Raw genomic sequence first — 20,639 nt, 5'->3', positions numbered from 1 at the left:
AAGTTCAGGCCTTCATGGTGACAGCTTGCGGGTCGTCCGCGATCAGTGCGTAAAGATAGTGGTCGTGCCATTCGCCGTTGATCCTGAGGTAGGATCGCAAAAGTCCTTCGCGCCGGAATCCGGCTTTTTCAAGCACGCGGACAGAGCGCGCATTGTCGGGGATACAGGCAGCCTCGATCCGGTGCAACCGGAGCGTATCGAAAGCATGGCGAACCACCAGCCTGACGGCATCGACCATGAAGCCCTGGCCGGCGTAACGTTCGCCGATCCAGTAGCCGATATGTCCGGTCTGGGCGACGCCGTAGCGAATGTTGCCGAGCGTGATGCCGCCGACAAGCTTGCCGCTCGAATTCTCGTAGATGAAGAAGGCGACCGCCGTACCCTGGATGAACTCGTCCTTGTAGCGCGAGAGGCGGATGCGCCAGGCAGAGCGATCCAGCTCGTCGGGTGCCCAGCGCGGCTCCCAGGGCTCCAGGAACGAACGGCTTTCAGCCCGGAGTGCCACCCACTCGTGGTAGTCGCGCCAGTTCGGCAGCCGCAGGCTGACGCGTCCGCCCTTCAGTGCCGGGGTGTCGCGGCGAAAGAGCGAGAACGAAAACATGCGTGTGTAGTCTGGTCAGACGGCGAGCTTGCGCGCGGTCGACTGTGCGCCCGGCAGCGCGTCGAGGATCGATTCGTAAGGCGCCAGGGTGCCGACCGGGCCAACCGCCGTGATCGTCGGTCGGGTAGAGAACAGGCGTGCCGACAAATCGGTCAGGCGCTCGACAGTCAGGGCCGACAGCCGCTCCATCAGCTCTTCCTTGGCGATCGGGCGGCCGAACAGCAGGAGCTGGCGGGCAATCTGCGAAGCACGGCTGGAGCAGCTCTCGGCCGACATGATCAGGCCGGCGCGATACTGGGCGCGGGCGCGATCGAGTTCTTCCAGCAGGATGCTGTCGCCGGCCTTCTGCAATTCGCCGATGATGACGGGCAGCAGTTCGGCGATGTCGCTCTGCCCCGTCGCGGCGTGGACGCCGAAGATGCCGGTGTCGGAAAAGCCCCAGTGGAAGGCATAGACCGAGTAGCAAAGACCGCGCTTTTCGCGCACTTCCTGGAACAGGCGCGACGACATGCCGCCGCCGAGGATCATCGACAGGACCTGCGAGGCGTAGAAGTCGCGGACGTGATAGGCGCGGCCCTCGAAACCGAGCACGATCTGCGCGTCCATCAGGTCGCGATCTTCGCGGAAATCGCCGCCGACATATTGCGCATACTGCGGAATGGCGCTTTCGGCCTTGGAGCGGAAATTGCCGAGCCGCTTTTCGACATGGCGGACGAAATCGTCATGCTTGACGTCGCCGGCAGCCACCACGACCATGCGCTCGGCGCCGTACTGGCGGTTCATGAAATCGTGCAGCTGTGCCGAGGTGAAGGACTGTACCGTCTCGGGCGTGCCGAGGATCGAACGGCCGATCGTCTGGTGGCGAAACGCGGTTTCGGTGAAGCGGTCGAAGACGATGTCGTCGGGCGTGTCGTGCGCAGCGCCGATTTCCTGCAGGATGACGTGCTGCTCGCGTTCGAGCTCGTTGGGATCGAATTCGGAATCCTGGAGGATGTCGGACAGGATGTCGACCGCCAGCGGCACGTCGTCGGCCAGGACGCGGGCGTAGAAGGACGTCGTCTCGACCGATGTGGCGGCGTTGATTTCGCCGCCGACATTTTCGATCTGCGATGCGATCTGAAAGGCGGTACGGTTCTTGGTGCCCTTGAACGCCATGTGTTCGAGCAGGTGAGCCATGCCGTGCTCGTCGTCGCGCTCGTTGCGCGCACCCGACTTGACCCATGTGCCGAGAGCTACGGTCTCTACGCTTGGAAGTGTTTCAGTGGCCACTGTCAGGCCGTTCGACAGACGGCTTACCTCAACACCCATATTAAGCGTACTCCCTAACCCGCCGCTCGTGTGCGGCGGCTAATGTAATCTTCCACCATTTTTATCTCTGATGGAAGTACCGTGAACTTTTCCTTACGTTCCATCAGCCCCGACAGCCATTTTGGCAGCGCGGGCTCGATGCCGCAGGCAGCATTCACCGCAGCCGGGAATTTTGCCGGGTGAGCGGTGGCAAGCACCACCATCGGCACGTCGCTCCAGGGAAGTCCTGCGGCGACGTGGACAGCGGTCGCAGTGTGCGGATCGAGCAGGTAGCCGCTACCTTCGAGCGTCGAGCGGATGGTCGCAGCCGTCTCCTCCATGCTGGCGCGACCGGCGCCGAATTCGCTGCGGATGCCGGCCAGGGCCTTTGCCTCGATGGTGAAGGCGCCGGACTGCTTGAGGCTGGCCATATAGCGCCGGACCACGGCCGGGTCGCGGTCTGAGGCCTCGAACAGCAGCCGTTCGAAGTTCGACGAGACCTGGATGTCCATCGACGGCGAGGTCGTGGCAACCACGCCGGTCTGGCGGTATTCGCCGCTCTTCAGCGTGCGGGCCAGGATGTCGTTGTCGTTGGTGGCGATGACCAGTTGGTCGATCGGCAGGCCCATGCGCTTGGCGGCGTAGCCGGCGAAGATATCGCCGAAATTGCCGGTCGGCACGGTGAAGGACACCTGCCGGTCAGGCGCGCCGAGCGAGATGGCGGATGAGAAATAGTAGACGATCTGGGCCATGATCCGCGCCCAGTTGATCGAATTCACGCCCGACAGCTGCACCCGGTCGCGGAAGCCGTGGTCGTTGAACATGTCCTTCACCAGGCCCTGGCAGTCGTCGAAATTTCCTTCGATCGACAGGGCATGCACATTGGCTGCATCAGACGTTGTCATCTGGCGCTGCTGCACCGGCGAGACGCGACCGTGCGGGAACAGGATGAAGATGTCCGTGCGCTCGCGGCCGGCAAAGGCGTCGATTGCAGCACCGCCGGTATCGCCCGATGTTGCGCCGACGATGGTTGCGCGCTGGCCGCGTTCGGCAAGCACATGGTCCATCAGCCGCGCCAGCAACTGCATGGCGACGTCCTTGAAGGCGAGCGTCGGGCCGTGGAATAGCTCAAGCACGAAGCTGTTGGCGCCGGTCTGGACCAGCGGGCACACGGCGTCATGCCGGAAGGTGGCATAGGCCTCGCGCACCAGGCGCTCGAAGACGTCCTGCTTGATCTCGCCGCCAAGGAATGGCGTCAGGATTCGGATCGCCAGGTCGGCGTAGCCAAGGCCGCGCATGGCGCGGATTTCGGCGGCGCTGAAGGTTGGCCATTGCGCCGGGAGATAGAGGCCGCCGTCGCGGGCCAGGCCGGCCAGAACTGCATCGGAAAATCCGAGCGTGGGCGCTTCCCCACGGGTACTCACATAGTGCATATCTATCCGTTCCAACGCGCAGCGACCTGCCGGTGATCGGCGGGGCGGGGAAAACTGCGCTCCATCAGTCGCATTTTTGCCGCGCGGTTGATATAGAACGACTGCTTTGCGAGAGGGAAGTGCAGTTCATGGTGTTTCGTTTGATCGACGGCCGTTTTCTGACGGCTTTGGCGACCGCAGGCTTTATGCTCGCCGTCACGGGCTGCCAATCAGGCGGCAGCGGCGGCTTTTTTAGCCCTCCCGCGCCGAAAGACCCCAAGGTGATTGCGGCCGAAGAGGGCAAGATCCTGGCCAGCGAGTTGCTTGCCTACTGCCCGAATGTCACGCTGCGCGACGGCACGGCCTTCTTCAACAGCTATGCCAAGGGCGGCCAGGACGATCCGGCCAAGCTGGTCCACCAGTCGGCGATCACCGACGTCACCCGCAGTTGCACGCGCGCCGACGGCCAGATGATGATCAAGGTCGGCGTTGCCGGCAAGGTCGTGGTCGGTCCGGCCGGCGGTGCCGGCACGGTCAACATGCCGATCCGCATCGCGGTGATCCGCGGCGAAGACGTGCTCTATTCGCAGCTGCACAAGAACGCGGTACAGGTTTCCGATCCGTCGACGGCGACGCAGTTCGTCTTCACCGATGCCAATGTCGTGATCCCGGTTCCAACCGCGCGCGACATCCAGATATATGCCGGTTTCGACGAGGGGCCGGCCAAGAAGAAGGCCCAGTAGGCAGGTTCTTCCTGCATGCATTCAAGCGCCGGCGTCTCGCCGGCGCTTTTGCGTTCAGGCGTGTTCGGACCACATGCTAAGGGCCTGGAGCACGCCGCCGAGGTCGGCCCAGCGGCGAATCACCGTCTCGGCGCCTGCCTCGGTCAGCATGTCGGCATGGCCGGGATAGCTGTGCGCCCCGCCGGTGAAGCCGATCACCCGCATGCCGGCCGAAACCGCGCCGGAGATGCCGTGCACCGAATCCTCGATCACGAAGGTCTTGGCCGGGTCGGCGCCATAGGTACTTGCGGCGTGCAGGAAGACGTCCGGCGAAGGTTTGGGCTTCTTGCTCGGCGTTTCCAGCGCCGAGAAGATGCGGCCCTTGAACAGCGGCAGGATGCGCGTGCGCTCGAGCATCATTTCGATGCGCTCGGTGGTCGAGTTGGAGCAGATGCAGCGCGGTGCGGTCACCGCAGCGACCGCCTCGTGCACGCCGTCGATGGCGCGCACATCTGTCTTCAGCTTGCGGTCGACCAGTTCCTCGGCCTGGGTGATGAGCGAGGCCTGGAAGGGGATGGCCGCCTTCTCCTCGATCTTCAGCATGATGTCCTTGAAGGTCAGCCCGGCATAGGCCTCGGCGATCTCCTCGGCGCTGATTTCGAAGCCAGCTGCGGTCAGCAGTTCGGCCTCGATACGGGCGGCGATGATTTCGGAATCGACGAGTACGCCGTCGCAATCGAATATCACTAGTTCTGGCTGGGTCATGACGGTCCGGGAAACTGGGGCGGCGCCGGGGCGCAGGCCGAAAAGCTCAAGGCGCGGCGATTACACCATTCTGCCCCGATCCGCAAATTGCGACGGCCGCTTCACCAATTGTTTACGCTGATCGGTAACCATAACGGTGAGTAAACAGTAACGCGTCATCCCGGGTATCAGAATGTCAGCAGTGCGTCCTCTCGACCAGCTTTCCCGCACTCCCAAGCAGTCGGAATGGCTCGATACCATCATCAAGGGCGATTGCGTCGCGGCGCTCGACAAGCTGCCGGCCAACTCCGTCGACATCATCTTTGCCGACCCGCCCTACAACCTACAGCTCGACGGCGACCTGCATCGCCCCGACCAGTCGAAGGTCGACGCGGTCGACGATCACTGGGACCAATTCGAGAGCTTCGCTGCCTATGATGCCTTCACCCGCGCCTGGCTGCTTGCCGCGCGCCGAGTGCTCAAGCCGAACGGCACCATCTGGGTCATCGGCTCCTATCACAACATCTTCCGCGTCGGCGCGACGATGCAGGATCTCGGCTTCTGGATCCTCAACGATGTCGTCTGGCGCAAGACCAACCCGATGCCGAATTTCCGTGGCCGCCGTTTCCAGAACGCCCATGAGACGATGATCTGGGCCTCGCGCGACCAGAAGGGCAAGAACTACACCTTCAACTACGATGCGCTGAAGGCGTCGAACGACGACGTCCAGATGCGCTCGGACTGGCTGTTCCCGATCTGCACCGGCGGCGAGCGCCTGAAGGACGAGGACGGCAACAAGCTGCATCCGACACAGAAGCCGGAAGCGCTGCTGGCCCGCATCATGATGGCCTCGACCAAGCCGGGTGACGTGGTCCTCGACCCGTTCTTCGGCTCGGGCACGACGGGTGCCGTTGCCAAGCGTCTCGGCCGCCATTTTGTCGGCATTGAACGCGAACAGGCCTACATCGACGCCGCCAATGAGCGCATCGCATCGGTGCGTCCGCTCGATGGCCCGGCACTCACGGTATTGACCGGCAAGCGCGCCGAACCGCGGGTCGCCTTCGGCAGCCTGCTCGACATGGGCCTGCTGGCACCAGGGGCGACACTGTATGATGCGAAGAAGCGCTGGGCTGCAAAGGTCCGCGCCGACGGCACGCTGGCGATCGGCGACACCGCCGGTTCGATCCACCGCGTTGGCGCTACCGTGCAGGGCCTGGACGCCTGCAACGGCTGGACCTTCTGGCACTACGAGCGTGCCGGCGGCCTGACCCAGATCGACGAACTGCGCCGCATCGTCCGCGTCGGCATGGAAAAGGCGGGCGCCTGAAGGATCAGCCGTCCCGCCGGACTGTCCGGCGCGACGGCACAGGCTTCATCTATAACCCGTTCTGGACCTTCAGAGCCCGTTTCGACCCTGCGATAGAGATCGAATTCCGGCAGCCAATCTAGCCAGTCCGGATTCGTCGATCGGCCGGTTTCCAGTCACCGTCCGATCCCGAGACGCTCGAGGTACGCCTCGAGCGTTTTCGCATTTGTGAACAGCACCGCCTGCCAGCCCGCCTCGATGGCGGCGTTCACGTTCTTCTGGCTGTCGTCGATGAACAGCGCAGCCTTCGGGTCGAGATCGAACGAGGCGACATGCAGGTCGTAGATGCGGCGGTCAGGCTTGATCAGTCCGACATCGCCGGAAACGGTGACGCCGCGCGGCCGTTCAAGGAACGGGAAGCGACCGCGCGCCTCGCGGAACGTGTCGGACGCCCAGTTGGTCAGCATGGTGACGTCATGGCCGGCATCGACCAGCCCCTCCATCAGGGCGACGGAGTCGTCATAGGCATGCGGCACCATTTCGTGCCAATGCTGGCGGAAGGCGCGGATTTTGCTTTCGTGCTCGGGGAATTCGGCGACCAGCAGCGCCTCGGCTTCCTGCCAGGTGCGGCCGCGATCCTGCTCGATGTTCCATTCGCTGGTGCAGACAGTGTCGAAAAACCAGCGCCGTTCGACCGGATCGGGAATGATGCGGCTGAACGGGATGTCCGGGTCGTAATGGATCAGCACCTTACCGATGTCGTAGACGATGTGGCGGATTTCGCTCATGGTTTCGCTAACGTCCTCGTTTCGTTGCGCCCGGTATGGCAGCTTCGATGACTTTTTTCATGACGCTTGGCAAGGCTTCGCCGGCGAGGTCAGCGGGGAGCGACCAGAAGTGGCCGTCGGGCGCCTTGTCTATCGTGACGTCGGCGCGAAACACGTCCAGATCGAGCGCGAAATGGGTGAAAACGTGGGTGATCGTACCCGCGCGCGCCCAATTCGCGGCAAAGGGCGCGCTGTCGGGTCCGGTCGCGCCATCGACGCGGGAGGTCCAGTCGGTCGTTGGCACTTCCGTCATGCCTCCGAGCAGGCCCTTGCCGGGCCGCTTGCGCAACAGCACCGCGCCATCGCCCCTGACCACCACGAACGCTGCGCCGCGCCGTTGCGGTCGTTCCGCCTTGGCCGGCTTGACGGGATAGAATTCGGGATCGCCTGAGACGACCGCGCTGCAATCGCCGCGTAGCGGGCACAGCATACAGCGCGGGCGCCGCGGCGTGCAGATCGTGGCGCCGAGATCCATCATCGCCTGGGCGAAATCACCGGGTCTGGCCGCGGCAAGCATGCGCTCGACATGCGCGCGGATTTCGACCTTTGCCTGGGGCAGGGGCGTTGCGATGGAAAACAGCCGCGTGACGACGCGCTCGACATTGCCGTCGACGACGGCTGCCGGTCGGTTGAAGGCGATGGAGGCGATCGCAGCCGCCGTATAGGGGCCGATGCCGGGCAAGTCGCGCAGGCCGCCTTCGCTGTCCGGAAACAGCCCGCCCGGCAGGTGCGCCACCGTTTCCGCGCAGGCCTTGAGGTTCCTGGCGCGAGAGTAGTAGCCGAGCCCGGCCCATGCCTTCATCACGTCCTCGGCCTCGGCGCTCGCGAGCGATTGAACGGTGGGCCACTTCTCTAGGAAGGCGCGGAAATAAGGCTTCACCGCCTCGACGGTGGTCTGCTGCAGCATGATCTCCGACAGCCAGACGCGGTACGGATCCGGGCGGATGCCTCGCTTCAGTTCGGCGGGCGGCGTGCGCCACGGCAACTCGCGATGGTGGACGTCGTACCATTCGAGCAGCAGGTCAGCGATCCTGCCGTCCACTTCGGTCATGTGCTTGCGGCTATCGGTGCGGAATGCCATTGATGGTCTGGACTGCCTTCGGCGTTGCGTGTCGACAGGGGTATTCTGGAGAACGACATGGCAGGGAAACGGTGGACGGGCAATCCCGTCCCGGTCAGCGATCTGGCAAGTGCGATTCTCGATCCGGTCCTGCGCAAGCGCACCGGCATCTCGGTCGGGCTTGTCCAGTCATGGGAAGAGATCGTTGGGCCGCGCCTTGCCCACAACACCCGGCCCGAAAAGATCCAGTGGCCCCGGCGCATGCACGAGGAAGATCCGTTCGAGCCGGCGGTGCTGATCGTTGCCTGCTCGGGGCCGGCAGCGCTCCATCTCCAGCATGAGACCGGCGAGATTATCGGCCGGGTCAATTCCTATCTCGGCTTCAACGCCATCGGCCGCATCCGCATCGTCCAGAAACCGGTGTCGGGGGCGGCAACCAGGCCGCGGCCGCGCCTGCGCAAGCTCACCGAAGCCGAACAGGGCAAGGTGGCGGGCGCGGTGCGTTTCATCGAGGACGAGGGCCTGAAGGCAGCGCTCGAGAAGCTCGGCACCAACATATTGGGCAGTCGCAAGTAGAATTGGCCGTCTTTCTCGCGCATTCGTGATCGGAAGTGCGGCAAATCGCGATTGGTTTGGGGACAGCCATGCCTTAATTCGCGCCAACTCTCGCTTTCACGTAACCGCACATTGCAAAATCCAACCATCGTCAGGTGATTCGTATGCTTCGTTCGATTTCTCGCAGGACCGCACTTACCGGGCTCGCAGCCGTTTCGGCAGCGGCGCTGCTTTCAGCTTGCAGCGATTCCGGCGAGCAGGCCAACGCGGCAACGCCCAAGCCTGCCGAACCGGCAGCGCCGGCGGCCACCCCGGCTGCTCCGGCCACCCCGGTCCAAGCGGTGAAGGCGCCCGAAGCGCAGGGCACCGTCGACATGGCCAAGCTGCTCGAGGCCGGCAGCTTGCCCGACATGGTTCTGGGCAAAGCGGATGCCCCGGTCACCATCGTTGAATACGCCTCCATGACCTGCCCGCATTGCGCGCGGTTCCACGAAGACACGCTGCCGACGATCAAGACCAAGTACATCGACACGGGCAAGGTGCGCCTGATCTACCGCGAGTTCCCCTTCGACCCGCTGGCCGAGGCAGGCTTCATGCTTGCACGCTGCTCGAAGGATAACTACTTCCCGATGGTCGACGTACTGTTCAAGCAGCAGTCGAACTGGGCGGCATCGCAGACCCCGAAGGACGCGCTGCTGCAGATTTCCAAGCTCGCCGGCTTTTCACAGGAGTCGTTCGAGGCCTGCTTGACTGACCAGAAGCTTCTGGACGATATCAGGGCGGTGCGCGCCCGTGGCGAGAAGGATTTCAAGGTCGACTCCACGCCGACCTTCTTCATCAACGGGAATGTCTACAAAGGGGCGATGTCCATTGAGGAAATGTCGGCGGTTATCGACGGCATGCTCTGACAGGTTCGTAGCGCCGAAGCCACGCAGCTTCGGCGCACCCTTGCGTGCGGATTGGCGCGAATGAAGTTTTCGCGCCTCCGCCTTCTCGGTTTCAAGTCCTTCGTCGAGCCGGGCGAGTTCGTCATCGAACGCGGCCTCACCGGTATCGTCGGGCCGAATGGCTGCGGCAAATCCAATCTGGTCGAAGCGTTGCGCTGGGTGATGGGTGAAAGCTCGTACAAGAATATGCGCGCTTCCGGCATGGACGACGTCATCTTCTCTGGCTCCGGCACCAGGCCGGCACGCAACACCGCAGAAGTGACGCTGTTCCTCGACAACAGCGATCGTACCGCACCGCCTTCCTTCAATGACGCCGACGAGTTGCAGGTGTCGCGCCGTATAGAGCGCGAGGCAGGTTCCGTCTATCGCATCAACGGCAAGGAAGCGCGTGCCAAGGACGTGCAGCTTCTGTTCGCCGACCAGTCGACCGGTGCCCGTTCGCCGTCGATGGTGGGGCAGGGGCGCATCGGCGAACTGATCCAGGCCAAGCCGCAGGCGCGCCGCGCATTGCTGGAAGAAGCGGCCGGCATTTCCGGCTTGCACACGCGCCGGCACGAGGCGGAGCTGCGCCTGCGCGCCGCCGAGCAGAACCTCGAACGCCTCGACGATGTCGTCGGCGAACTTGAGAGCCAGATCGAGAGCCTGAAGCGCCAGGCGCGCCAGGCTTCGCGCTTCAAGAACCTGTCCGCTGACATCCGCAAGGCGGAAGCCACGTTGCTGCATCTGCGCTGGACGCTGGCCAAGACGCAGGAAGGCGAAGCGCAGTCGGCATTGGCGACGGCGACGGCACTGGTCGGCGACCGGGCGGCGGCCCAAATGGCGGCGGCGAGGGACCAGGCGGTCGGCGCACACAAATTGCCTGAGATGCGCGATGCCGCTGCTGCGGCTGCTGCGACTTTCCAACGGCTCTCCATCGCCCGCTCGCAGCTCGAGGAAGAGGCCGGGCGCATCAATTCGCGCCAGAGCGAACTCGACCGCCGGCTGCAGCAGCTCGACGCCGACATTGCCCGCGAACAGCGGATGATCGGCGACAATGCGGCGATCCTGTCGCGCCTCGACGCCGAGGAGAAGTCTCTCAACGACGAGAATGCCGGTGCGATCGATCGGGAAACCAGCACCCGCGCGGCCTTCGAAGAGGCGAGGGCGACGCTGGCGCTGACCGAAGCCGAACTGGGCCGGGTGACTGCCGAGCGCGCCGATGCCGCTGCCGGGCGCACCCAGGCCGAGCGCGCCATGCGCGATGCTGCCGAACGCCGCGACCGTTTCGCCCGCCAGCTTGCCGAACTCGACCGCGAGGCGAGCGAGATTGCCGCCCGCATCTCGGCGCTCGCCGATCCGGCGGAAAAGCAGATACTTGCCGAGGCGGCGCAGGAAGCGCTCGAGGAGGCCGAATTCACTGCCACCGAGGCCGAACGTGCCGTCACCGAGGCACGTCAGGCAGAAGCTTCGTCGCGTTCGCCGCTGCAGGAGGTGAAGGCCGAACTGGCGCGCATCGAGACCGAGGCACGCACGCTGGCCAAGATCATCAACGCTGCCTCGGGCGATCTTTTCCCGGCGGTGCTGGAGCAGATCGGCGTCGAACGCGGGTTCGAGACGGCGCTGGGCGCCGCCCTTGGCGACGATCTCGAAGCAGCGCTCGACCGTGCTGCACCCGTGCATTGGGGCGATGCCGAACCGGCGCCGGGCGATCCGAAGCTGCCCGATGGCGTGCGCAGCCTTGCCGAAGTTGTCCGCGCGCCGCGCCAACTGGCGCGACGCCTCGCACAGGTCGGCGTGGTCGATGCCGCCGAGGGCGCAAAGCTGCAGCGGCTGCTGATGCCCGGCCAGCGCCTGGTGAGCCGCGAAGGCGCGCTGTGGCGTTGGGACGGACTGACCGCCAGCGCGGATGCCCCGACTGCGGCAGCACAACGGCTTGCCCAGAAGAACCGGCTTGCCGAACTCGATGCCGAGGCCGTCGAGGCAACGCTTGCCGTGCGCAAGGCAGAAGAGGCACTGGCACGTGCCGAAAACGCGGTACGCGAAAGCACCGAAGCCGAGCGGCAGGCCCGGCAGGCCTGGCGCGAAGCCCAGCACCAGGTGGGGGCTGCCCGCGATGCGCTGGCCCAGGCCGAAAAGGCTGCGGGCGAATTGACCAGCCGTCGTGCTGCGCTCGACGAGGCCAGGGCGCGCGTCGCCGATGCGCATGAAGAGGCGCAGGAGAGCTATATCGAGGCGGAGGACCTGCTTGGCTCGGCACCTGACCTCGCCGACCTGCAGATGCGCCTCGAACAGCTTTCAGGCGCTGTCGCGCGCGATCGCTCTGCGGTGGCCGATGCACGCGCCGTGCATGACGGGCTCAGCCGCGAGGCCGAGGCCAGGGCGCGCCGGCTTGCGGCGATCGCCGCCGAGCGCCAGAGCTGGGTGCTGCGTGCCGAAAGCGCTGCTGAGCAGATCGAGGCGCTTGCCGAGCGGCGCGAGGAAGCGGCTGCGGAGCGCGAAACGCTGGCAGAAGCGCCAGACGAACTCGACGCGCGCCGTAGGGCGCTGATGTCGGAACTCAGCCGTGCCGAGGTCTTGCGCAAGGAAGTCTCGGATCGCCTCCAGGAGGCCGAGACCAGGCAGGCTGTTCTCGACAAGGCGGCGACCGCCGCGATCCAGGGCCTTGCCGAGGCCCGGGAGGCCCGCGCGCGCGCCGAGGAGCGCCTGACCGCAGCCGACGAACGCCGCCGCGAGGTCGAGGCGCGCATCCAGGAAGTGCTTGCGACACCGCCCCACCTGGTTCTTCGCCATACGGGTCTCGAAGTCGACAGCCCGATGCCGGATCCGGTTGAAGTCGAGCGCACGCTGGAGCGCCTCAAGATCGAGCGTGAGCGGCTCGGTGCGGTCAACCTGCGCGCCGAGGAAGAGCAAAAGGAGCTGTCCGAACGGCTCGAGGCGATCGTCTCCGAGCGCGAGGACATCATCGAGGCCATCCGCAAGCTGCGCCAGGGTATCCAGGGGCTGAACCGGGAAGGGCGCGAGCGCTTGCTGGCCGCTTTCGACCTCGTCAACGGCCACTTCAAGCGCCTCTTCACCCACCTGTTCGGCGGCGGCACGGCTGAACTTCAGCTCATCGAGTCGGAAGATCCGCTCGAAGCCGGTCTCGAAATCCTTGCCCGCCCGCCCGGCAAGAAGCCGCAGACGATGACGCTGTTGTCCGGCGGCGAGCAGGCGCTGACGGCCATGGCTCTGATCTTTGCGGTGTTCCTGACCAATCCGGCGCCGATCTGCGTCCTCGACGAGGTGGACGCGCCGCTCGACGACCACAATGTCGAGCGTTTCTGCAACCTGATGGACGAGATGGCGGCGTCGACCGAGACACGTTTCGTCGTCATCACCCACAACCCGATCACCATGGCGCGGATGAACCGGCTGTTTGGCGTCACCATGGCCGAGCAGGGCGTCAGCCAGCTGGTCTCGGTCGACCTGCAGGCCGCCGAGTCCTTGCGCGAAGCGAGCTGATCAGCGGTTCGCGGCCTTCCGCGAGCAAGGTCCCACCCCAGCAAGTGAGGATTGCTTCGGCATAGGTGGCGCGCGTCTATTGCGCTGCGGCCTGATCGAGCAAATACGCAATCGCCACGTTGCGTTCATCCTCGTGGAGTATGTCCATGTCGAAGAGCTTCATGCTGCGCAGCCCTTCGATGACGAGGAACGCCACGATCAGCTTGGCCGTATCGGGATTTTCGGCCTTGAGCCGGTCGAGCAGATGGCGTTTGAAGTCCCTGACCGGGTTGAGGAAATCGGGGTCTTCGGCAAGCGCGGCGAGGACGCCGGCTGCAGATGGCTGCTTTTGGCTGCACTCCTGGGCGGACAGCTCGATGTAGGCTGCGAGGCTATTGGCCTCGTCGCCGGTCGATTTGGCGGAGAGGGCGTCTTCGAAGGTCTTGAGATAATCCTGGACCAGCGCCTGCATCAGCTTGGCCTTGGTCGGGAAGTTGTATAGGAGCCCGCCTTTCGACACCCCGGCGCGCTGGGCCACGGCATCGAGTGACAGGTTGCCCGGCCCGACAATGTCCGCGAGTTCGGCGGCTGCTGCGAGAATTTTGTCGCGAGAGCTAGGTCTGTGGCCCGACATGGGTGATGTCTCCGTGAAACTTCACATTATCGCCGATTGACAATACCGTCCAGACGGTACAGTAAGCGCTCCACACTTGGGTTTTTCTATAAACAGGTTCAATGTGCATCGCGGCCCGCCCGGATGCCGATTCCTTACCGATTGGGGATCTCCTTTGATCAAGCGTCTCATCATCGCTCTCGTTCTGCTCGTTCTCGTCTGCGGCGGCATCGTTGGATTCAACGTCTTCCGCGACAACGCGATCCAGCAATTCTTCGCCAACATGCCGGTTGCGTCGGTGACCGTGGCCACTGCCAAGGTCGAGCCCGCTCCATGGACGCCGGGCATTGAAACCATCGGAACGGTCAACGCCTCCCAGGGTGTCGATCTGACCGTCGAACAGGCCGGCATCATCAAGGATATCAAGTTCTCGGCCAACCAGCACGTCAATCAGGGCGACGTGCTGATCCAGCTCGACGACACTGTGCAGCAGGCGGACCTGGCGGCAGCCAAGACCCAGGCGGCGCTCGACCAGCAGTCGCTCGACCGCGCCATCCAGCTGCAGCGTCGCGGCGTCGGCTCCGAAGTCGCCCTCGATGCTGCGAGGGCAGCGGCCTCGACATCGGCATCGCAGGTGCAGAAGCTGCAGGCAGTGGTCGACCAGAAGCAGCTGCGCGCGCCGTTTTCCGGCACCATCGGCATTCCGAAGGTGGATGACGGCCAGTATCTGGCGCCCGGCACGATCGTCGCCACGCTCCAGGATCTCGAAACGATGCGCGCCGATTTCTCCGTTCCCGAGCAGCAGCTTGGCCTGTTGAAGATCGGCCAGCCGGTTGGCTTCGGCATCGCCGCCGACGACATGCCGTTCAAGGGCTCGGTGGTTGGCATCGATCCCAAGGTCGATCCTCAGAGCCGCCTGGTCTCGGTCCGCGCCAAGATCACCAATCCGGAAGGCAATCTGAGCCCCGGCCAGTTCGTGCGCGTTCGCGTCGAGCTGCCCGAGGAGGACGGCGTGCTGGCGGTGCCGCAGACCGCGCTGACCACCAGCCTCTATGGCGACTATGTCTATGTCGTTCGCCCGGCTGAGGCCAAGGCTGCGGCCGCAGGCGCTGCGGCTCCCGCCGCTGCAGCTGCCGCACCCGCCCAGCCAGCGGCGGCTGAGCCGGCTCTTGCCGTCAAGCAGGTGTTCGTCAAGGTTGGTCGTCGCTCCGAAGGCCGCGTCGAGATCATCGAAGGCGTTTCGGCGGGCGACGAACTGGTCATCGCCGGACAGAACAGGCTGACCAATGGCACGCCGGTGAAGATCGACAACACCGTTTCGCCCACCACTTCGGCCAACGCGCAGGCAACCGCGAAATGAGTTTTTCCGACATCTTCATTCGCCGCCCCGTCCTGTCGACGGTGGTTGCCCTCATGATCCTGCTCCTGGGTTTCCAGGGGCTTTTCAACCTTTCGGTCCGGCAGTACCCGGAGGTCGAGGAGACGGTGATCACCATCACCACCGTCTATCCCGGCGCCAGTGCCGACCTCATCCAGGGCTTCATCACCGCGCCGATCTCGGCTGCGGTGGCGACCACCGAAAACATCGACTACGTGACGTCGCAGAGCCGTCCGTCGACCAGCATCGTGACGGTGCAGATGGAGCTCGGCTCCAATCCGGATACGGCGCTGACGGAGGTCATGTCCAAGGTCCAGCAGGTGCGCGGCCAGTTGCCGAGCGACGCCAAGGATCCGACCATCGTCAAGGGCACTGGCATGCAGTTCGCCATCATGTATCTGGCGATGCAGAACCCGAACATGAGCTCGGAAGAGCTGACCGAATACATCGAGCGCGTCATCCGTCCGCGCATGTCGACTATCGAGGGCGTCGCCGAAGTCCAAGTCCTGGGCGCTGCCAACTATTCGATGCGCGTCTGGGTAGACCCGGTGAAGCTCGCCGCGCGCGGGCTGACCGCTGCCGAAGTGCTGCAGGCCATCAACGCCTCCAACTTCCTGTCGGCGCCGGGCAAGACCAAGAACGAATACGTCGCCTACTCGATCACCATGAAGTCGACGCTGCAGACACCCGAGTCGTTTGCAGAACTGCCGCTCAAGTCGGCGAACGGCAATGTCGTCCGGCTGCGCGATGTCGCGCATGTCGAGCTCGCTGCCGAAAGCACCGACACGGTCGTCAATTTCAACGGCGAGCCGGGCACCTTCATCGGTATCTTCCCGACGCCTTCGGCCAACCCGCTGAACACCGCAGCAGCCGTCATCGACGAACTGCCGGCCATCAGCGCCAGCCTGCCCGAAGGCATGACCATCACCATGGTCTATGATTCGACCGAGACCATCAGCGCCTCGATCGAAGAGGTCTTCAAGACCATTGCCGAAGCCGTCGCCATCGTCATCGTCGTCATCCTGCTGTTCCTCGGCTCGTTCCGTTCGGTGCTGATGCCGGTGGTGACCATTCCGCTGTCGCTGATCGGTGTCTGCTTCATCCTTCTGATGATGGGCTATTCGATCAACCTCTTGTCGCTGCTGGCCATGGTGCTGGCGATCGGACTGGTCGTCGACGATGCCATCGTGGTGGTCGAGAATATCCATCGCCACATGGAAGAGGGCATGACGCCGATGCAGGCGGCGTTCAAGGGCATGCGCGAGATCTTCGCGCCGGTGGTCGCCATGACCATCACGCTCGCCGCCGTCTTTGCCCCGCTCGCCTTCACGGGCGGTCTCACCGGTTCGCTGTTCCGCGAATTCGCGCTGACGCTCGCAGGTGCAGTCGTCATCTCCGGCTTCATCGCGGTGACCATCACCCCGATGATGTCGGCGCGCCTGCTGAAGGCCGGCAACCACAGCCGCTTCGCGCAGTTCGTCGACCGCACCTTCGAACGCGTCGCCAACCGCTACGAGCGGCTGGTCGCCGGCTCGCTCAAGTACCGGCCGGTGACGCTGCTGATCGTCATCGCACTGGTTTCGGTGACGGGCTTCATGTTCTTCAAAACGTCGAGCGAACTGGCGCCTGAAGAGGATTCAGGTGCGCTGTTCTCGCTGATCACCGCACCTCGCTATGCGACGACGGAGTACACCAGCCTCTACGCCGACCAGATCCGCGACCTGACCAAGGACCTGCCGGAGCTCAAGGCCAACTTCTCCATCGTTGGCATGGGCGGCGAGACCAATTCGGGCTTCTCGGTCTGGGCGTTCAAGGACTGGGCCGATCGCGACCGGTCTCAGGCCGAGCTGCAGGCTGATATCCAGGGTCGGCTGTCAAAGGTCAGCGGCGTGCAGGCGCTGGTCTTCGCACCACCGTCGCTGCCGGGCGCCGGCGGCGGGCTGCCGATCTCGATGGTCATCCAGTCGACCGGCGATCCGAGCCAGGTCTACGAGGTGGCCGAGCAGATCAAGGAAAAGGCGCAGGCCTCGGGACGCTTCATCGTCGTGCAGAACTCGCTGTCCTTCGACGCGCCTCAGGTCACAGTGACCATCGACCGCGATCGTGCTGCAGCGCTCAACCTGTCCGTCAGCGATGTCGGCTCGACGCTGAGCCTTCTCGTCGGCGGCGGCGCCATCGCCGAGTTCGATCGCGATTCCAATAGCTACGACATCATCATGCAGGTGCCGGAGGAGTACCGGAACAATCCCGAGAAGCTCGGCGAATTCTTCGTCCGCAGCGTCAACGGCCAGATGGTGCCGCTGTCGGCCGTCGTGACGATCAAGACCAACTCTTCGCCGGCCTCCATCGAGCAGTTCAATCAGCTCAATTCGGCGACGATCTCGGCACTGCCGGTGCCCGGTGTGACCACCGGCGACGGCCTGAAGACGATCGAGGACATCGCGCGGCCGTTGCTGCCGGGCGGCTTCTTCGTCGATTATTCCGGCCAGTCGCGCCTGGAAAGCGAGCAGGGCAGCACGATCCTGATTGCCTTCGCACTTGCCATCGTCGTGATCTACCTGGTGCTGGCGGCGCAGTTCGAAAGCTTCCGCGACCCGTTCATCATCATGATGTCGGTGCCGCTTTCGATCTTCGGCGCCATCGTGCCGCTCAATCTCGGGCTCGGTACGCTCAACATCTACACCCAGGTCGGCCTGATCACGCTGATAGGGCTGATCACCAAGCACGGCATCCTGCTGGTCGAATTCGCCAACCAGCAGCGCGAGGAGCATGGTTTGTCGCGCAGCGAGGCGATCATCGCCTCGGCCAAGGTTCGCCTGCGGCCGATCCTGATGACCACGGCTGCGATGGCGCTCGGCGTCGTACCTCTGATCACCGCCTCGGGTGCGGGTGCCGCCGCGCGCTACTCGATGGGCTTGGTGATCTTCTCGGGTGTGATCGTCGGCACGGTGTTCACGCTGTTCGTGGTGCCGATGTTCTACACCTTCATCTCGCGCAAGGACCTGGCCGCTCACGCCGAGGTGCCTGACGCCAAGCAGATGGCCGAACCGGCTCATCACTGAGGTGATGGATAAGAAATGAGAAAGGCCCCGGAGCGATCCGGGGCCTTTTCTTGTGGGGCATTGCGATGCACATCGGCGCGGACCAGATCAACGCGCTCGCCATGCGGGTTCTGCTGTGGGGTGCCGCGCGGGCGGAGGCAAACCGGTTACAACACGAAACTGGCGGAAGGCGGTGCGGGCGGTGTCACGGAGGTTGTCTTCACCAGGCTTCGGATCATCTGTCTCGACGGCGGGTCATGACAGACAAACAGCGGATGGGCAGTTGGGCCAATTCGTCGACACCATGTTGGATTGTCGCGTCGAAGAACAGGCTATCCCCGGGCGTCATCCGATAGGTGTCAGCCCCGTGACGATATACGATTTCGCCTTGCAGCAGGTATAGGAAGACCGTTCCCTGATGGCCGGCTGCCGGAAAGACGTCTGTCTCGCAGGTGAGCGAGATCAGCTGGGGCTCGACGACAAGTCCATCGGCGTTGCGGGCTGCATGGCCGAGGGGCTTGCATTGCTGTCTGGCAGCGCTGCTGTTCGGAGCAACCTCGCTACCGGCTTTGACGAAGACGGCAGTACGTTCGGATTCGAAGCGGCTCACCAGCCAGGTAATGGGCACAGCCAAGCCGCGAGATATCGCCTGCAACGTTGTCAGGGAAGGCGAAATGTCCCCGTTCTCGATCTTGGAGAGCATACCAACCGACAGTTTCGTGGCTGCGGCCAGGTCGGTCACCTTCATGCCGTGCCTGGTTCGAAAGGCGCGGACCTCCCGACCGATTGCGGTATGCAACAGTGGTTCCCTGGCTCGCTTCACTTTGGGATCTGGATCGATGGTTGGGGTTGCGTGAAGCGGGTGATCCGTCATGTGAGCGGACCACCCGATCCCGAGATCAATATCCTCCGCGCCGTGCCGGCATCACCAACGTCTTGGTCAGAGCGTAGTGAAGGATCGCTGCCACCAGACAGGCAGGAACAGACGCACTGATCCAGACGAATGGACCATGCGCGGCAAGCGACTGGGGATCGAACAACGCGTAGTAGACCATGCCCCCACCTGCCAAGGCCAGGAACGAAGCCGGATTGATGCCGCGCCAGAAGGCGTAGTCGGAATCGGCACCGTCGTTGAAGACGTCGCACTGCTTGATCCGGCCTCTGCGCAGGACCAGGTAATCCATCGCCGTCACGCCGGAGAGCGGTGCAAAGCCAAGGGCCGTCCAGGCGAGGAACTTGAAGAAGTTGTCGTAGATCTGACCCGGGAAGAAGGCGATGACAATCACCGGAACAAACAATGCGCCGGTCAGCAGGCCCCAGGGCAGGGCTTCGAAGTAGCGTCCGCCTGCCTGCCGCATCGCCAGGCACATGCCGTAGAAGATGCTGACGATGGCGGTGATGTTTGCCAGTCCGACGAACAGCAGCGCGGTCACGCCGACAAAGGCTCCGCCCAGCGGGATCATCCAGGCCGTCGGGTCATGCGATCCCAGGCTCAGGGCGGCAAACAAGCCGACCAGTTCACCGAGAACGGCGGCCGCGAAGATGCCGATGAGATTGGGCCACAGCGCGGCGCGCGGCGTGCGGGTGAAGCGCGAAATGTTGCCCAGTACCGGCCACCAACCGAAGCCGGCGGCAAGATTGAACTCGACGGCGATCATGAAATTGAGCCGGCGGTCGTCGAATGGCGCGAGCGGAGCTGCGTTTGCGATGTCGCTCCAGCTCTTGTGGCTGAAGATGAGGAACAGGATGCCGAAGCAGAGGATGAGCTTGCCCGGCCCGACGAAGCGGTTGAGCCATTTGACGGCAGTCGGGCCCTTCCAGAGCAGAAGCCATGAGATGGTGATTGCCAGGATGGCAAGGAACGTCACGCCGAGATCGTTTTCGCCGATTTGCGTGCCGCCGACCTGGTTCATGACGCCGCTGATCGCGCGCCCGAACATGATCGACAGGATTGCCGACCAGCCGACGCCGTAGATGGCAAGGAAAAATCCGACCAGGATCAGGATGCCGACAGGTCCGAAGACGCTGCGCATCAGCGTGAATTGCTCGATACCGAACTTCCCGGTCGAGATGCAGACGCTGACGGCCATGATCGAAACGCCGATGACGTTGCCGATGATGATGGCGTAGATGCCGTCGCGGGCTCCGACGACAAGGGCCGTGCTGCCGCCGAGCAGGAACGCCCATGTGGCGATGGCAAGGCCGATATTGATCCAGGAATGATCTAGGAAGCCGAGTTCCCGCTCTTCCTTGAGCACGGGGAGCGTGCCGAAGGCAGCACTCGCGCCGGTGAATTTTGGTGCGGCGGCCATCAGTTGCCTCCGCTCCACATGGCGAGCGCGACAATCAAGATGGCTGCCGTCGTGGCGAACCAGATTCCGAGATCCCGGCCCGATATATCCGCACGCGCTGGATCCCCGTAACTCGGATCCGCAACGATGTTCAGTCGCCGGTTTAGTTCCCGACGCATTTCATTGTCTGGATTTTCTGAAGCGATAGTCATTTCATCCTCCTCCAAAGATTAAATGAACACCTATCCGGGCGTTGATTGTCCTCCAAAGTCCCGGTTCGGCATCGTCTTGTTGTCCTGGCAGTCCGGAATCGCCGCGGCACTCATGCGGGCGAGGGCGCGCCCGGTCGATCTGTTCGTTTGAGGCTGGGTGGCGTGCAAGCGGGGTTCTCCTGTC

Annotated in this window: 17 protein-coding genes; 7 read left to right on the top strand and 10 right to left on the bottom strand. The window is 63.9% G+C overall.

The features are described from left to right. Nucleotides 1-4 precede the first annotated feature (4 nt). The 3 genes from CO731_RS22810 to thrC are packed head-to-tail and all read right to left on the bottom strand — an operon-like array spanning nt 5 to nt 3,321. Nucleotides 5-601 carry a GNAT family protein gene (locus tag CO731_RS22810; RefSeq protein WP_108608938.1) on the bottom strand — a complete coding sequence of 199 codons (597 nt, stop codon included), beginning with the start codon at nt 599-601 and terminating at the stop codon, nt 5-7. Nucleotides 602-616: 15 nt separating this feature from the next. Then, nucleotides 617-1,909, bottom strand: a complete 1,293-nt coding sequence (locus CO731_RS22805) for a pitrilysin family protein (protein ID WP_108608937.1) — start codon at nt 1,907-1,909, stop codon at nt 617-619. 14 nt (nt 1,910-1,923) lie between these two features. Beyond that, nucleotides 1,924-3,321 (bottom strand): threonine synthase, encoded by a 1,398-nt coding sequence (thrC, locus tag CO731_RS22800; protein ID WP_108608936.1) that lies wholly within the window; start codon nt 3,319-3,321, stop codon nt 1,924-1,926. Nucleotides 3,322-3,449: 128 nt separating this feature from the next. Between thrC and CO731_RS22795 the strand changes: the two genes are divergently transcribed. Next, on the top strand, nt 3,450-4,043 hold the full coding sequence (locus CO731_RS22795) for a hypothetical protein (protein WP_183263628.1): 594 nt from the start codon (nt 3,450-3,452) through the stop codon (nt 4,041-4,043). Between the two features lie 54 nt (nt 4,044-4,097). Here the strand turns inward: CO731_RS22795 and CO731_RS22790 are convergent, their stop codons facing one another. Beyond that, nucleotides 4,098-4,787 (bottom strand): HAD family hydrolase, encoded by a 690-nt coding sequence (locus CO731_RS22790; protein WP_108608935.1) that lies wholly within the window; start codon nt 4,785-4,787, stop codon nt 4,098-4,100. 172 nt (nt 4,788-4,959) lie between these two features. Between CO731_RS22790 and CO731_RS22785 the strand changes: the two genes are divergently transcribed. Further along, nucleotides 4,960-6,093, top strand: a complete 1,134-nt coding sequence (locus CO731_RS22785; protein ID WP_108608934.1) for a site-specific DNA-methyltransferase — start codon at nt 4,960-4,962, stop codon at nt 6,091-6,093. Between the two features lie 155 nt (nt 6,094-6,248). On the opposite strand, the gene CO731_RS22780 is transcribed toward CO731_RS22785, so the two are convergent. Together CO731_RS22780 and mutY are read right to left on the bottom strand one after the other, a co-directional pair. Beyond that, complete coding sequence (locus CO731_RS22780; RefSeq protein ID WP_108608933.1) at nt 6,249-6,860, bottom strand: HAD family phosphatase; 612 nt, start codon at nt 6,858-6,860, stop codon at nt 6,249-6,251. Between the two features lie 7 nt (nt 6,861-6,867). Further along, complete coding sequence (mutY, locus tag CO731_RS22775) at nt 6,868-7,950, bottom strand: A/G-specific adenine glycosylase (RefSeq protein ID WP_245439942.1); 1,083 nt, start codon at nt 7,948-7,950, stop codon at nt 6,868-6,870. Between the two features lie 87 nt (nt 7,951-8,037). On the opposite strand from mutY, the gene CO731_RS22770 reads away from it, so the two are divergent. From CO731_RS22770 to smc, 3 genes are all read left to right on the top strand, one after another. Continuing rightward, complete coding sequence (locus CO731_RS22770) at nt 8,038-8,535, top strand: DUF721 domain-containing protein (RefSeq protein WP_108608931.1); 498 nt, start codon at nt 8,038-8,040, stop codon at nt 8,533-8,535. A gap of 143 nt (nt 8,536-8,678) precedes the next feature. After that, on the top strand, nt 8,679-9,422 hold the full coding sequence (locus CO731_RS22765) for a DsbA family protein (protein WP_108608930.1): 744 nt from the start codon (nt 8,679-8,681) through the stop codon (nt 9,420-9,422). Between the two features lie 60 nt (nt 9,423-9,482). Further along, on the top strand, nt 9,483-12,941 hold the full coding sequence (gene smc / locus CO731_RS22760) for a chromosome segregation protein SMC (protein ID WP_108608929.1): 3,459 nt from the start codon (nt 9,483-9,485) through the stop codon (nt 12,939-12,941). A gap of 76 nt (nt 12,942-13,017) precedes the next feature. Here smc and CO731_RS22755 read toward each other — a convergent pair whose 3' ends face one another. Next, nucleotides 13,018-13,554, bottom strand: a complete 537-nt coding sequence (locus CO731_RS22755; RefSeq protein ID WP_108608928.1) for a TetR/AcrR family transcriptional regulator — start codon at nt 13,552-13,554, stop codon at nt 13,018-13,020. 154 nt (nt 13,555-13,708) lie between these two features. Here CO731_RS22755 and CO731_RS22750 point away from each other — a divergent pair, with 154 nt between their 5' ends. After that, the gene (locus CO731_RS22750) at nt 13,709-14,893 is read left to right on the top strand and encodes an efflux RND transporter periplasmic adaptor subunit (protein ID WP_108608927.1); all 1,185 of its coding nucleotides are present in this window, start codon (nt 13,709-13,711) and stop codon (nt 14,891-14,893) included. Continuing rightward, nucleotides 14,890-17,973 (top strand): efflux RND transporter permease subunit, encoded by a 3,084-nt coding sequence (locus CO731_RS22745; protein ID WP_108608926.1) that lies wholly within the window; start codon nt 14,890-14,892, stop codon nt 17,971-17,973. Before CO731_RS22750 ends, CO731_RS22745 begins: the two co-directional genes overlap by 4 nt. A gap of 214 nt (nt 17,974-18,187) precedes the next feature. On the opposite strand, the gene CO731_RS22740 is transcribed toward CO731_RS22745, so the two are convergent. Genes CO731_RS22740 through CO731_RS22730 form a run of 3 tightly spaced genes read right to left on the bottom strand, consistent with a single transcriptional unit; the run spans nt 18,188 to nt 20,455 of the window. Further along, on the bottom strand, nt 18,188-18,826 hold the full coding sequence (locus CO731_RS22740) for an XRE family transcriptional regulator (protein WP_108608925.1): 639 nt from the start codon (nt 18,824-18,826) through the stop codon (nt 18,188-18,190). Between the two features lie 25 nt (nt 18,827-18,851). Next, nucleotides 18,852-20,264 carry a cytosine permease gene (locus tag CO731_RS22735; protein WP_108608924.1) on the bottom strand — a complete coding sequence of 471 codons (1,413 nt, stop codon included), beginning with the start codon at nt 20,262-20,264 and terminating at the stop codon, nt 18,852-18,854. Then, a complete protein-coding gene (locus CO731_RS22730) occupies nt 20,264-20,455 on the bottom strand; it encodes a hypothetical protein (protein WP_108679465.1) in 192 nt (63 codons plus the stop codon). Before CO731_RS22730 ends, CO731_RS22735 begins: the two co-directional genes overlap by 1 nt. Nucleotides 20,456-20,639 lie beyond the last annotated feature (184 nt).

It is taken from the genome of Aminobacter sp. MSH1 (genome assembly GCF_003071665.1).
Taxonomy (GTDB): Bacteria; Pseudomonadota; Alphaproteobacteria; order Rhizobiales; family Rhizobiaceae; genus Aminobacter; species Aminobacter niigataensis.
The sequence above is the reverse complement of the archived record's forward strand: the minus strand, read 5'-3'. Positions and strand labels throughout refer to the sequence as shown.

Bases quoted from the DNA above. Each gene is read 5' to 3' on its own strand.
- CO731_RS22810 (WP_108608938.1), bottom strand. From the start codon at position 601: ATGTTTTCGTTCTCGCTCTTTCGCCGCGACACCCCGGCACTGAAGGGC.
- CO731_RS22805 (WP_108608937.1), bottom strand. From the start codon at position 1,909: ATGGGTGTTGAGGTAAGCCGTCTGTCGAACGGCCTGACAGTGGCCACT.
- thrC (WP_108608936.1), bottom strand. From the start codon at position 3,321: ATGCACTATGTGAGTACCCGTGGGGAAGCGCCCACGCTCGGATTTTCC.
- CO731_RS22795 (WP_183263628.1), top strand. From the start codon at position 3,450: ATGGTGTTTCGTTTGATCGACGGCCGTTTTCTGACGGCTTTGGCGACC.
- CO731_RS22790 (WP_108608935.1), bottom strand. From the start codon at position 4,787: ATGACCCAGCCAGAACTAGTGATATTCGATTGCGACGGCGTACTCGTC.
- CO731_RS22785 (WP_108608934.1), top strand. From the start codon at position 4,960: ATGTCAGCAGTGCGTCCTCTCGACCAGCTTTCCCGCACTCCCAAGCAG.
- CO731_RS22780 (WP_108608933.1), bottom strand. From the start codon at position 6,860: ATGAGCGAAATCCGCCACATCGTCTACGACATCGGTAAGGTGCTGATC.
- mutY (WP_245439942.1), bottom strand. From the start codon at position 7,950: ATGACCGAAGTGGACGGCAGGATCGCTGACCTGCTGCTCGAATGGTAC.
- CO731_RS22770 (WP_108608931.1), top strand. From the start codon at position 8,038: ATGGCAGGGAAACGGTGGACGGGCAATCCCGTCCCGGTCAGCGATCTG.
- CO731_RS22765 (WP_108608930.1), top strand. From the start codon at position 8,679: ATGCTTCGTTCGATTTCTCGCAGGACCGCACTTACCGGGCTCGCAGCC.
- smc (WP_108608929.1), top strand. From the start codon at position 9,483: ATGAAGTTTTCGCGCCTCCGCCTTCTCGGTTTCAAGTCCTTCGTCGAG.
- CO731_RS22755 (WP_108608928.1), bottom strand. From the start codon at position 13,554: ATGTCGGGCCACAGACCTAGCTCTCGCGACAAAATTCTCGCAGCAGCC.
- CO731_RS22745 (WP_108608926.1), top strand. From the start codon at position 14,890: ATGAGTTTTTCCGACATCTTCATTCGCCGCCCCGTCCTGTCGACGGTG.
- CO731_RS22740 (WP_108608925.1), bottom strand. From the start codon at position 18,826: ATGACGGATCACCCGCTTCACGCAACCCCAACCATCGATCCAGATCCC.
- CO731_RS22735 (WP_108608924.1), bottom strand. From the start codon at position 20,264: ATGGCCGCCGCACCAAAATTCACCGGCGCGAGTGCTGCCTTCGGCACG.
- CO731_RS22730 (WP_108679465.1), bottom strand. From the start codon at position 20,455: ATGACTATCGCTTCAGAAAATCCAGACAATGAAATGCGTCGGGAACTA.